This is a genomic window from Stenotrophomonas sp. YAU14A_MKIMI4_1 (assembly GCF_003086855.1).
Lineage (GTDB): Bacteria > Pseudomonadota > Gammaproteobacteria > Xanthomonadales > Xanthomonadaceae > Stenotrophomonas.
Genome location: NZ_CP025998.1, coordinates 2,002,560 through 2,014,204, shown reverse-complemented (window position 1 = coordinate 2,014,204; position 11,645 = coordinate 2,002,560). Strand labels below are relative to the sequence as shown.

The window sequence follows — 11,645 nt, the reverse complement described above, 5'->3', positions numbered from 1 at the left end:
CTCAGGCTTGCGGCACGATCAGCTTCAGGCCCTTGAAGTAGTCGCGGTAAAACGTGTCGTTCCAGGTGATCAGGCCGTCGCATTGCAGCAATGCGTGGGCCCCGACCATGAATTCGTCCAGGCTGCGGCGGCTGCCGCTGCGCTGGCGGTGGCGGCGGTGCATCTCGCCGGCGCGCAGGGCCGATTTGGCTTCCATCGGGTTGAAGTGCACGCCCATTTCTTCCAGCGCTTCCAGCACTTCGGCGCCACCGCGCAGCGATGCGCAGACTTCGGCCAGGGTGGCGCCGCAGACCACCACGCGGCCACCGACCAGGCTCTGCCGCAGGATCGCTTCCACCGCATCGGCCTGCGGGCCGTTGCTCAGCAGTTCCACCAGCACCGGTGAATCGACGGCAATCATCACGCCTTATTCCTCGTCGCGCACCGCGCGTACCGCCGATTCGGCCGACTCGAAGCCGTCCAGCGCGAACTTGCCGCGGGCGCGGGAGATCGCATCGTCCACGCTCTTGCGCAGGATGATACGGCTGCCGTCCAGCTCCACCTTCAACTGGGTGCCCTTGGTCAGGCCCAGGGCATCACGCACCGCCTTGGGCAGGGTGATCTGTCCGCGCTCTGCAACAGTGGCTTCCATCGGTAGGCCCTCTTCGGTATGCACAAATTATACATACTTTGCAGGGCATACTTCCACCCCGAACCCGGCCGGGCCCGCCCCGGCCCTTACAGCCGCAAAGGATCCGCCACATTCATGACATACGCCATACACCTGCCGCTGTAGTCTGGACCCGATGCCGCAGGCCGGCCCGCGCCCAGGTGAATGCGTTCATACTGGGGCGCACCGGGGCCAGCAGGCCCGCGGCGACCGCAAGCAGGCCCGTATACGCACGGGCCAGAGCAAGCCATCCGCAAGAGGAGTCATCCGCATGAGCGATTCGTTCTCCACCCGCAGCCAGCTCGATGTTGGCGGCAAGGCCTACGATTACTTCAGCCTGCCCAAGCTGGGCCAGCGCTTCGACATCTCCCACCTGCCCTATTCGATGAAGATCCTGCTGGAGAACCTGCTCCGGCACGAGGATGGTGGCGCCACCGTGGGCCCCGAGCACATCGAAGCGGTCGCCCGCTGGCAGCCAAGCGCCGAGCCGGACACCGAAATCGCCTTCATGCCCGCACGCGTGGTGCTGCAGGATTTCACCGGCGTGCCCTGCGTGGTCGACCTGGCCGCCATGCGCGACGCAGTGGTCAAGCTGGGCGGCAAGCCGGAACAGATCAACCCGCAGATCCCCTCCGAACTGGTCATCGACCACTCGGTGCAGGTGGATGTGTTCGGCAAGCCGGACGCGCTGGACTTGAACGGCAAGATCGAATTCCAGCGCAACCAGGAACGCTACGGCTTCCTGCGCTGGGGCCAGAAGGCGTTCGACAACTTCAAGGTGGTGCCGCCCAACACCGGCATCGTCCACCAGGTGAACCTGGAAAACCTGGCCCGCGTGGTGATGACCGCGCAGAAGGACGGTAAGGACGTGGCCTACCCCGATACCGTCTTCGGTACCGACAGCCACACCACCATGATCAATGGCATCGGCGTGCTCGGCTGGGGCGTGGGCGGCATCGAAGCCGAGGCGGCCATGCTCGGCCAGCCCTCCTCCATGCTGATTCCGCAGGTGGTCGGCTTCAAGCTGACCGGCAAGCTGCCCGAAGGCGCTACCGCAACCGACCTGGTGCTGACCGTCACCCAGATGCTGCGCAAGCTGGGCGTGGTCGGCAAGTTCGTCGAATTCTTCGGTGACGGCCTGCAGCACCTGCCGCTGGCCGACCGTGCCACCATCGGCAACATGGCCCCCGAATACGGCGCCACCTGCGGCATCTTCCCGATCGATCACGAATCGCTGAACTACCTGCGCCTGTCCGGCCGCAGCGAAGAACAGATCAACCTGGTCGAAGCCTATGCCAAGGCGCAGGGCCTGTGGCACGAACCGGGCAGCGCGCCGGCGCAGTACAGCACCACGCTGGAACTGGACATGGGCACGGTGAAGCCGTCGCTGGCCGGCCCCAAGCGCCCGCAGGACCGCGTGCTGCTGGAAGACGTGCAGAAGAACTACCGCGAAGCCCTGGTCGGCCTGACCGCCAACCGCGACCGCAAGGACGCGGCCATCGCCAACTTCACCAATGAAGGTGGTGGTACGGCGGTCGGCAACGAGCAACTGGCCAAGGGCCAGGCCGACATCGAGATCGAAGGCCGCAAGGTGCGGCTGAAGGATGGCGCGGTGGTCATCGCCGCCATCACCTCCTGCACCAACACGTCCAACCCGGCGGTGATGATCGGTGCCGGCCTGCTGGCGCGCAACGCGGCGGCCAAGGGCCTGAACCGCCAGCCGTGGGTGAAGACCTCGCTCGGCCCGGGCTCGCGCGTGGTTACCGATTACCTGGAAAAGGCCGGCGTGCTGAAGGAGCTGGAGAAGATCGGCTTCTACGTGGTCGGCTATGGCTGCACCACCTGCATCGGCAATTCCGGCCCGCTGCCGACCGAAGTCAGCGCCGGCATCGCCGCGGGCGACCTGGCGGTCACCTCGGTGCTGTCGGGCAACCGCAACTTCGAAGGCCGCGTGCACCCCGAAGTAAAGATGAACTACCTGGCCAGCCCGCCGCTGGTGGTGGCCTATGCAATCGCCGGCACCACCGACATCGACCTGACCACCGAACCGCTGGGCACCGGCAGCGATGGCCAGCCGGTGTACCTGCGCGACATCTGGCCCAGCAACAAGGAAATCGGCGATGTCATCGCCGCCACCCTGGGCCCGGACATGTTCAAGCAGAACTACGCCGACGTGTTCAAGGGTGACAGCCGCTGGAACACCATCGCCTCGCCGGACGGCAATCTGTACGAGTGGAGCGATGCCTCCACCTACATCAAGAACCCGCCCTACTTCGATGGCATGACCATGCAGACCGGCAGCATCGACGACGTGCACGGCGCACGCGTGATGGGCCTGTTCGGCGATTCGATCACCACCGACCACATCTCCCCGGCCGGCAACATCAAGAAGGACTCGCCCGCCGGCCGCTTCCTGCAGGAACGCGGTGTACAGCCGGCCGACTTCAACAGCTACGGCAGCCGCCGCGGCAACGACGATGTGATGGTGCGCGGCACCTTCGCCAACATCCGCATCAAGAACCTGATGTTCGGTGGCGAAGAAGGTGGCAACACCCTGTACTACCCCGCCGGCGGCGGCCAGCCGGAAAAGCTGGCCATCTACGATGCGGCGATGAAGTACAAGGCCGACAAGGTGCCGCTGGTGGTGCTGGCCGGCAAGGAATACGGCACCGGCTCGTCGCGCGACTGGGCGGCCAAGGGCACCCTGCTGCTGGGCGTGAAGGCAGTGGTTGCCGAAAGCTTCGAACGCATCCACCGTTCCAACCTGGTGGGCATGGGCGTGCTGCCGCTGCAGTTCCGCAACGGCGAGAACGCACAGTCGCTGGGCCTGGATGGCTCGGAAGTGATCGACATCACCGGCCTGCAGGATGGCGCCAGCAAGCGCGCCACCGTTACCGCAACCAAGGCAGACGGCACCCAGAAGACCTTCGAAGTGTCGGTGATGCTGCTGACCCCGAAGGAGGTCGAGTACTTCCGCCACGGCGGCCTGCTGCAGTACGTGCTGCGCCAGCTCGCCGGCCGGTAATGTCCGGACTTCGGTAGAGTCGAGCTTGCTCGACTGCCCCCAACGTGCCAACCCAGGTTGGCACCTACCGGAGCATGGAGTGCCAACCAAGGTTGGCACCTACCGGGGCATGGCGTGCCAACCAAGGTTGGCCCCCACCAGGGCGTCAGCCGCTATGGCCGCACGCCATAGATCCGCCACGGGGCCGCCGTCGGCCCCACGTCGTACACCAGGCCGCGCAGCCCCCATTTCATCACGGTCTCGCCCTCAGCGGCGCCGGTATTGACCACCGTCACCACCATCTCGAACGCCGGGTGCGCCGCCTGGCCAATGCGCGAACACACCACCCCACGATTCTCGTAGTGCACGACCGGGGTGAACCCGGGATCTTCACAGTGCACGGCCACGAAGCGGTAGCCCCGGTCCTCACTGCTGCCCGGCATCAGCGCATGCGCCGCGTACGACACCCGGCCCTGGCCGCCGGCGTAGGCCGGCACCTGCACCCGGAACTGGCCGGTGTCGCCGATCGCCAGCACCGGGTAATCCAACTGCTGCATCGGTGGCGGCGTCTGCGCCAAGGCCACGGCCGAACTACAGAACAGCAGGCAACTCACGACAATGCGCATAGCACTCTCCCTCACGGAACGGCCTGTGATGGTGCAGTACGGCGGCGTATGGCGTCTTTAGGAATGGGATGAAATAGCCGCCTCTAATTTTCATATTTATGATGTTTTTCATCATTCATGAAATTCGTCCACATCCGGTGTAGGCTGGCACCACAGGTCACCCCTTCTGGAGCCCGCCATGCTTCACCTGCCCGTCCGCTTCGACCCCATCAACGAGCTGACCCACACCACCGCCTCGTCGGTGAAGGAACACTGGCGCAAGGTCATGCAGGAGGTCCGCGACCAGCGCATGGTGGTGGTCACCAACCATAACGAGCCGCAGGCGGTCATCGTCTCCATCGAGCAGTACCGCGCCCTGCAGGCCCGGGTGGAGGCGCTGGAAGCCTCGCTTGAGGAACTGCGCGACCAGGCCCCGGGCCTGGCCGAGCTGCGTGCCGGCTTCGACCAACGCCTGGCCGTGCTGCAACAGGCCCAGGCCGGCAGCAGCGCACGCGACCTGCTGCGCCGCCCCGCCCGCCTTGGCGGGCAGGTCAAGGCCGGCACCGGCCACTGATGGCGCGGCCATTCCTGTACGTCCTTGCCGGCGTCAATGGCGCCGGCAAGAGTTCGGTGGGCGGCCATGTGCTGCGCGAGGCCGGGCTGAACTGGTTCAACCCCGACACCTTCGCCCGCGAGCTGCGCGGCATCACCGGCCTGTCGCAGGCCGAGGCCAACGCCCAGGCCTGGCAGGAAGGCGTCAACCGCATCCGCGATGCGCTGGACCGGCGCTGCAACCACGCCTTTGAAACCACCCTGGGCGGCAATTCGATCGCCGCCCTGCTGCAGGAGGCCAGCCACAGCCACGATGTGCTGATGTGGTTCTGCGGCCTGTCCAGCCCGGAACAACACATCGCCCGGGTCCAGGCCCGCGTGCGCTCGGGCGGGCACCCGATCAACGAAGCCGATATCCGCCGCCGCTGGCCGCTGGCGCAGCAGAACCTGATCCGGCTGATGCCGGTGCTGGCCCAGCTGCAGGTCTACGACAACAGTGCCGAAGCCGCCCCCGGCGAAGCCGTGCCCGACCCCCGACTGCTGCTGCAGATGGAGGATGGCCAGGTGCATTTCCCGCAGCCGGACGACCTGGCACAGCTGGCCGCCACCCCGGCCTGGGCCACGCCCCTGCTGGAAGCCGCATTGCGCCTGTGACCCAAGGGGTCGGATGCCTTTCCAAAGGAAAGGGCTCTGACCCCTACCCCAAAGGCTCGTCGAGCAAGCTCGACGCTACCAAGGCCACCGCCAGGGGTCGGATCCCTTTCCAAAGGAAAGGGCTCTGACCCCGACCCCAAAAGCTCGTCGAGCAAGCTCGACGCTACGAAACCGGCCTGCGCCCGCGCCATGACGCGGCCTTCACTTTGTATTGATTGGACGTTCAATCAATAACCCACATACTGGTCGCCCTCCTCCCCAAGCCACTCGGCCCATGCCCAAGAAAGGCATCGAACCCCTGCGCCGCCAACAGCTCATCGACGCCACCTTCCAGGTCATCCACGAGATCGGCCTGGCCGACGCCACCGTGGCCACCATCGCGCGCAAGGCCGGCCTGTCTACCGGCATCGTCGCCCACTACTTCGGCGACAAGGCCGGCCTGCTCAACGCCGCCATGAGGCAGATCCTGAGCCAGCTCAAGGATGCCTTCGCCCAGCACCGCGGGCAGGCCGCCACAGATCCGCGCTCACAACTGCGCGCACTGGTGGATGCGAACTTCGACCCCAGCCAGACCAGCGGGCCGGCCATGCGCGTCTGGCTGACCTTCTGGGCAGCCAGCATGCACCAGCCCGAACTGGCCCGACTGCAGCGCATCAACGACCAGCGCCTGTATTCCAACCTGGCCTACCAGTTCCACCGCAGCCTGCCGGCCGAACCCGCCCGCGAGGCCGCCCGCGGCCTTGCCGCACTCATCGACGGCCTGTGGCTGCGCGGCAGCCTGGTCGGCGGCCAGATCGACGGCGACAACGCCCGTCACATCGCCTACGCCTACATCGACTTCCAGTTGCAGGCCAACGCGCTATAAGCGCTGCAGGACCCTGCCCCTTCCAAGGAGTACCCCCATGCCCACCCTGCCCGTTCAACAGCTCTACATCCATGGCCGCCGGGTCGACGCCACCAGCGGCAAGACCTTCCAGACCGTGAACCCGGCCAACGGCCAGGTGCTGGCCGAGGTGCAGATTGCCAGCCAGGCCGATGTGGAGCGCGCCGTACGCAGCGCCAGCGAAGGCCAGCAGGCGTGGGCCGCGATGACCGCCATGGAACGCTCGCGCATCCTGCGCCGCGCGGTCGAGATCCTGCGCGAACGCAATGACGAGCTTGCCCATCTGGAAACCCTGGATACCGGCAAGGCGCTGGCCGAAACCACCACCGTGGACATCGTCACCGGCGCCGACGTGCTGGAGTACTACGCCGGCCTGGCCACGGCCATCGAAGGCATCCAGCTGCCGTTGCGCGAATCGAGCTTCTTCTACACCCGCCGCGAACCGCTGGGCGTGGTGGCCGGCATCGGCGCCTGGAACTACCCGATCCAGATCGCGCTGTGGAAATCGGCCCCGGCATTGGCCGCGGGCAACGCGATGGTGTTCAAGCCCTCCGAAGTGACCCCGCTGACCGCGCTGAAGCTGGCCGAGATCTACACCGAAGCCGGCGTGCCCGACGGCGTGTTCAACGTGCTGCAGGGCCCCGGTGGCGAGATCGGCAACTGGCTGACCGAACACCCGGTGATCGAGAAGATCTCCTTCACCGGTGGCGTCACCACCGGCAAGAAGGTGATGGCGGCCGCTGCATCCTCGTCACTGAAAGAAGTAACGATGGAACTGGGCGGCAAGTCGCCGCTGCTGATCTGTCAGGACGCCAACCTGGACCGTGGCGCCGATATCGCGGTCATGGCCAACTTCTTCAGCTCCGGCCAGGTCTGCACCAACGGCACCCGCGTGTTCGTGCCGCGCGCCATGCTGGCAGCCTTCGAGGCGGCGGTGGTGCAGCGCGTGCAGCGCATCCGCATGGGCGACCCGACCGCGCCGGACACCAACTTCGGGCCGATGGTCAGCTTCCCGCACATGGACAACGTGCTGCGCTACATCGACAGCGGCAAGGCCGAAGGCGCCCGCCTGCTGACCGGTGGCGGCCGCGCCACCGACGCCGCCCTGGCCGAGGGCGCGTACGTGCAGCCCACCGTGTTTTCCGACTGCCGCGACGACATGAAGATCGTGCGCGAGGAAATCTTCGGGCCAGTGATGAGCATCCTGGCCTACGACGATGAGGACGAAGCGGTGCGGCGCGCCAACGACACCCCGTTCGGCCTGGCCGCCGGCGTGGTCAGCAGCGATATCAGCCGCGCCCATCGCATCATCCACCGCCTGCAGGCCGGCATCTGCTGGATCAACACCTGGGGCGAATCGCCCGCCGAAATGCCGGTGGGCGGCTACAAGGAATCCGGCGTGGGCCGCGAGAACGGCCTGTCCACGCTGGGCCACTACACCCGCATCAAATCGGTCCAGGTGGAACTGGGCGACTTCGCCAGCGTGTTCTGAGCAGCGCGCCCCGATCGCAGGAGACAACCATGAGCACCACCCACGAGTACGACTACATCATCATCGGCGCCGGTTCGGCCGGCAACGTGCTGGCCACCCGCCTGACCGAAGACGCCGATGTGCGCGTTCTGCTGCTGGAAGCCGGCGGGCCCGACTACCGCCTCGATTTCCGCACGCAGATGCCGGCCGCACTGGCCTACCCGCTGCAGGGCAAGCGCTACAACTGGGCGTACAAGACCGACCCGGAGCCCTTCATGAACAACCGGCGCATGGACTGCGGCCGCGGCAAGGGCCTGGGCGGTTCCTCGCTGATCAACGGCATGTGCTACATCCGCGGCAACGCGATGGACTATGACAACTGGGCCAGCATGCCGGGCCTGGAAGACTGGACCTACCTGGACTGCCTGCCCTACTTCCGCAAGGCCGAAACCCGCGACATCGGCGCCAACGACTACCACGGCGACCAGGGCCCACTGCAGGTCACCACGCCCAAGGCCGGCAACAACGAACTGTTTGCCGCCATGATCGAAGCCGGCGTGCAGGCCGGCTACCCGCGCACCGACGATCTGAACGGTTACCAGCAGGAAGGCTTCGGCCCGATGGACCGCACGGTGACCGCGAAGGGCCGTCGCTCCAGCACCGCGCGCGGCTACCTGGACCTGGCAAAGCCGCGCCCGAACCTGACCATCGTCACCCACGCCCTGACTGACCGCATCCTGTTCTCGGGCAAGCGTGCAGTGGGCGTGCAGTGGCTGCACAACGACCAGCCGCAGCGCGCCACCGCCCGCCGCGAGGTGCTGCTGTGCGGCGGCGCCATTGCGTCGCCGCAGATCCTGCAGCGCTCGGGCGTGGGCCCGGCCGACCTGCTGCGCAGCCTGGACATCGACCTGGTGCACCACCTGCCCGGCGTCGGCGCCAACCTGCAGGATCACCTGGAGATGTACCTGCAGTACGAATGCAGGAAGCCGGTATCGCTGGCGCCGGCCCTGAAGCTGTACAACCAGCCGGCCATCGGCGCGGAGTGGCTGTTCCTGGGCACCGGCATCGGCGCCAGCAACCAGTTCGAGGCCGGCGGCTTCATCCGCAGCGATGCCGAATTCGACTGGCCGAACCTGCAGTATCACTTCCTGCCGGTGGCCATCAATTACAACGGTTCCAACCCGATCAAGGCGCACAGCTTCCAGATGCACGTGGGCTCGATGCGTTCGCCCAGCCGCGGTCGCATCCACGTGCGTTCCAAGGACCCGCGCGAACATCCCAGCATCCTGTTCAACTACATGTCGCACGAGCAGGACTGGCGCGAGTTCCGCGCTGCCATCCGCATCACCCGCGAGATCTTCGCGCAGCCGGCGCTGGCGCCCTACAGCGGCCGCGAGATTTCGCCCGGCCGCGAGCTGCAGACCGACGCGCAGATCGATGGCTTCGTGCGCGAGCATGCCGAGACCGCCTACCACCCCTCGTGCACCAACAAGATGGGCCACGCCGACGACCCGATGGCGGTGGTCGATGGCCAGGGCCGCGTGCACGGCCTGGACGGCCTGCGCATCGTTGATGCCTCGATCATGCCGCAGGTGGTGACCGGCAACCTCAACGCGCCGACCATCATGATGGCCGAGAAGCTGGCCGACGTGATCCGCGGCCGCCCCGCACTGGCCCCCAGCACCGCCCCGTACTACCAGGCCAACGGCGCCCCGGTACGCCGCCAGCGCTGACGCGAATGCCACGCCCGTGCGCCCAGTAGGTGCCCACCTTGGTGGGCACGCGCCGCAACGCCCCAACGACCGGTAGGTGCCCACCTTGGTGGGCACACGCCAACCCACCCAACGCCCGGTAGGTGCCCACCTTGGTGGGCACGCGCCAACCCACCCAACGCCCGGTAGGTGCCCACCTTGGTGGGCACGCGCCAACCCACCCAACGCCCGGTAGGTGCCCACCTTGGTGGGCACGCGCCAGCCCATCCTGCCGACCAAGGTCGGCAGCTACCAGGCACCAGCGCGCTGACGATCACGCCCTCTTCGCGTTTTCCCTACGGAACGGTATGCTGCTGCGAGCGGTTCTGGCGGATACTGTCCGCGCCGCACCCATCACAACGATTCCTGGAGGGGGAATATGAGTCTGGATCGTCCCTGGCTGCAGAGCTATCCGAAAGGCGTTCCCGCCGAAATCGACGTCAACGAGTTCCATTCGGTAGCTTCGGTCTTCGACGCCTCCGTGGCGAAGTTCCGCGACCGCCCCGCCTACTCCAGTTTCGGCAAGGTGCTCACCTACGGTGAAACCGATGCCCTGGTCGAGCAGTTCGCGGCCTACCTGCTGGGCGAACTGAAGCTGAAAAAGGGTGACCGCGTTGCCCTGATGATGCCCAACTGCCTGCAGTACCCCATCGCGACCTTCGGCGTGCTGCGCGCCGGCCTCACCGTGGTCAACGTCAACCCGCTGTACACCGCCCGCGAGCTGAAGCATCAGCTGGTCGATGCCGGTGTCACCGCGCTGGTGGTCGTGGACAACTTCGGCGACACCGTGCAGCAGGTCATCGCCGAGACCCAGGTCAAGCAGGTCATCACCACCGGCCTGGGCGACCTGCTCGGGGCCAAGGGTGCGATCGTCAATTTCGTGCTGAAGTACGTCAAGAAGATGGTGCCCAACTACCATCTGAAGGGCGCCATCCGCTTCAAGCAGGCGCTCAAGCTGGGCAGCCGCCACACCCTGCCCAAGGTCGAGATCGACCACGATGACGTGGCGTTCCTGCAGTACACCGGCGGCACCACAGGCGTGGCCAAGGGCGCCATGCTGACCAACCGCAACCTGATCGCCAACATGCAGCAGGCCTCGGCCTGGATCGGCGCATCGGGCATCGAGCCGGGCAAGGAATGGATCATCACCGCCCTGCCGCTGTACCACATCTTCGCATTGACCGCGAACGGCCTGGTCTTCATGAAGTTCGGTGGCTGCAACCACCTGATCACCAATCCGCGCGACATGAAGGGCTTCGTCAAGGAGCTCAAGTCGGTGCGCTTCACCGCCATCACCGGCGTCAACACGCTGTTCAACGGCCTGCTGAACACCCCCGGCTTCGACACCGTGGATTTCTCCTCGCTGAAGGTCACCCTGGGCGGCGGCATGGCCGTGCAGCGTGCGGTGGCCGAGCGCTGGAAGAAGGTGACCGGGGTGACCCTGGTGGAGGCCTACGGCCTGACCGAAACCTCGCCTGCCGCCTGCATCAACCCGCTGGACCTGAAGGAATACAACGGCGCCATCGGCCTGCCGATTCCGTCCACCGATGCCTGCATCAAGGACGACAACAGCAACACCCTGCCGCTGGGCGAAGTGGGCGAGCTGTGCATCAAGGGCCCGCAGGTGATGAAGGGCTACTGGCAGCGCCCGGACGAAACCCGCCAGGCCATCGATGCCGACGGCTGGCTGCACACCGGCGACATGGCGCGCATGGATGAGCAGGGCTTCTTCTACATCGTCGACCGCAAGAAGGACATGATCCTGGTGTCCGGCTTCAACGTGTACCCCAACGAAGTGGAAGACGTGATTGCGATGATGCCGGGCGTGCTGGAAGTGGCCGCCGTGGGCGTTCCGGACGAGAAGTCCGGCGAAGTGGTGAAGGTCGTGATCGTGAAGAAGGACCCGAACCTGACCGCCGAAATGGTCAAGGAACACGCCCGGGCCAACCTGACCGGCTACAAGCACCCCAGAATCGTAGAATTCCGAAAAGAGCTGCCGAAGACCAACGTGGGCAAGATCCTGCGTCGCGAGCTGCGCGACACGCCCGCCACGTAAGGGTTTCCACAGGTTGGAAC

Annotated in this window: 10 protein-coding genes; 7 read left to right on the top strand and 3 right to left on the bottom strand. The window is 66.2% G+C overall.

All coding sequences use genetic code 11. The features are described from left to right. Position 1: 1 nt before the first annotated feature. Together C1931_RS09255 and C1931_RS09250 are read right to left on the bottom strand one after the other, a co-directional pair. A complete protein-coding gene (locus C1931_RS09255) occupies positions 2-400 on the bottom strand; it encodes a type II toxin-antitoxin system VapC family toxin (protein WP_008267153.1) in 399 nt (132 codons plus the stop codon). A gap of 6 nt (positions 401-406) precedes the next feature. Then, entirely contained in the window at positions 407-631 is a 225-nt protein-coding gene (locus tag C1931_RS09250; RefSeq protein WP_108749517.1) for an AbrB/MazE/SpoVT family DNA-binding domain-containing protein, read from the bottom strand. Positions 632-920: 289 nt separating this feature from the next. Here C1931_RS09250 and acnA point away from each other — a divergent pair, with 289 nt between their 5' ends. After that, entirely contained in the window at positions 921-3,674 is a 2,754-nt protein-coding gene (gene acnA / locus C1931_RS09245; protein ID WP_108756098.1) for an aconitate hydratase AcnA, read from the top strand. 152 nt (positions 3,675-3,826) lie between these two features. Here acnA and C1931_RS20275 read toward each other — a convergent pair whose 3' ends face one another. After that, positions 3,827-4,279: a hypothetical protein gene (locus C1931_RS20275; RefSeq protein ID WP_159095460.1), complete on the bottom strand. Its 453-nt coding sequence runs from the start codon at positions 4,277-4,279 to the stop codon at positions 3,827-3,829. A 178-nt stretch (positions 4,280-4,457) separates the two neighbouring features. On the opposite strand from C1931_RS20275, the gene C1931_RS09235 reads away from it, so the two are divergent. The 6 genes from C1931_RS09235 (at position 4,458) to C1931_RS09210 (ending at position 11,625) form a co-directional block, all read left to right on the top strand. Continuing rightward, positions 4,458-4,832 carry a type II toxin-antitoxin system Phd/YefM family antitoxin gene (locus C1931_RS09235; RefSeq protein WP_108752998.1) on the top strand — a complete coding sequence of 125 codons (375 nt, stop codon included), beginning with the start codon at positions 4,458-4,460 and terminating at the stop codon, positions 4,830-4,832. After that, a complete protein-coding gene (locus C1931_RS09230) occupies positions 4,832-5,464 on the top strand; it encodes a hypothetical protein (RefSeq protein WP_108756097.1) in 633 nt (210 codons plus the stop codon). Before C1931_RS09235 ends, C1931_RS09230 begins: the two co-directional genes overlap by 1 nt. 274 nt (positions 5,465-5,738) lie before the next feature. After that, positions 5,739-6,329, top strand: a complete 591-nt coding sequence (betI, locus tag C1931_RS09225; RefSeq protein WP_108756096.1) for a transcriptional regulator BetI — start codon at positions 5,739-5,741, stop codon at positions 6,327-6,329. Positions 6,330-6,366: 37 nt separating this feature from the next. After that, the gene (betB, locus tag C1931_RS09220) at positions 6,367-7,839 is read left to right on the top strand and encodes a betaine-aldehyde dehydrogenase (protein ID WP_108756095.1); all 1,473 of its coding nucleotides are present in this window, start codon (positions 6,367-6,369) and stop codon (positions 7,837-7,839) included. 29 nt (positions 7,840-7,868) lie between these two features. Next, positions 7,869-9,551, top strand: coding sequence for a choline dehydrogenase (gene betA, locus C1931_RS09215; protein WP_108756094.1), 1,683 nt, complete (start codon positions 7,869-7,871; stop codon positions 9,549-9,551). A gap of 397 nt (positions 9,552-9,948) precedes the next feature. Beyond that, positions 9,949-11,625, top strand: coding sequence for a long-chain fatty acid--CoA ligase (locus C1931_RS09210; protein ID WP_108756093.1), 1,677 nt, complete (start codon positions 9,949-9,951; stop codon positions 11,623-11,625). Positions 11,626-11,645 lie beyond the last annotated feature (20 nt).

Excerpts from the sequence above, each read along its gene's own strand:
- C1931_RS09255 (WP_008267153.1), bottom strand. The coding sequence starts at position 400 with ATGATTGCCGTCGATTCACCGGTGCTGGTGGAACTGCTGAGCAACGGC.
- C1931_RS09250 (WP_108749517.1), bottom strand. The coding sequence starts at position 631 with ATGGAAGCCACTGTTGCAGAGCGCGGACAGATCACCCTGCCCAAGGCG.
- acnA (WP_108756098.1), top strand. The coding sequence starts at position 921 with ATGAGCGATTCGTTCTCCACCCGCAGCCAGCTCGATGTTGGCGGCAAG.
- C1931_RS20275 (WP_159095460.1), bottom strand. The coding sequence starts at position 4,279 with ATGCGCATTGTCGTGAGTTGCCTGCTGTTCTGTAGTTCGGCCGTGGCC.
- C1931_RS09235 (WP_108752998.1), top strand. The coding sequence starts at position 4,458 with ATGCTTCACCTGCCCGTCCGCTTCGACCCCATCAACGAGCTGACCCAC.
- C1931_RS09230 (WP_108756097.1), top strand. The coding sequence starts at position 4,832 with ATGGCGCGGCCATTCCTGTACGTCCTTGCCGGCGTCAATGGCGCCGGC.
- betI (WP_108756096.1), top strand. The coding sequence starts at position 5,739 with ATGCCCAAGAAAGGCATCGAACCCCTGCGCCGCCAACAGCTCATCGAC.
- betB (WP_108756095.1), top strand. The coding sequence starts at position 6,367 with ATGCCCACCCTGCCCGTTCAACAGCTCTACATCCATGGCCGCCGGGTC.
- betA (WP_108756094.1), top strand. The coding sequence starts at position 7,869 with ATGAGCACCACCCACGAGTACGACTACATCATCATCGGCGCCGGTTCG.
- C1931_RS09210 (WP_108756093.1), top strand. The coding sequence starts at position 9,949 with ATGAGTCTGGATCGTCCCTGGCTGCAGAGCTATCCGAAAGGCGTTCCC.